This is a genomic window from Tetzosporium hominis (genome assembly GCF_002265435.1).
GTDB classification, from domain to species: Bacteria; Bacillota; Bacilli; order Bacillales_A; family Planococcaceae; genus Chryseomicrobium; species Chryseomicrobium hominis.
Window position 1 is genome coordinate 1 of record NZ_NOKQ01000197.1, and the last position, 345, is coordinate 345.

The 345-nt window shown below is 34.8% G+C and carries 1 pseudogene; it reads left to right on the forward strand.

The features are described 5' to 3' along the window. Positions 1-23: 23 nt before the first annotated feature. Positions 24-345: pseudogene (locus CF394_RS15930) on the forward strand (PTS sugar transporter subunit IIC); the annotation flags it as partial.

Below are 345 nucleotides of genomic sequence, written 5' to 3' on the forward strand. Positions count from 1 at the left end.
TGAATAATATGATGGACAAAATCATGACATTTATGACAAATTCATTTACTCCGCGAGTAAATAAAATTACGAAAAACCCTTGGATATCTTCGATTCAGGATTCTGTTATGACGATTCTGCCGCTTATCCTAGTGGGTTCGTTAATTACAATCATCAGTTTATTGAATAATGTTGTTTTGTGGTTTCCTGATTTTTCACTTATTCATACTTTTACATTCGGTCTTCTCGGCATATTCGTTGCCTTCTTAATCCCATATTTCATAATGGAAAAAAAGAAACAGGATAATAAAAAATTAGTAGCAGGCGCAACGGGTCTGTCGCTCTATCTATTTTTGCTGTCACCCG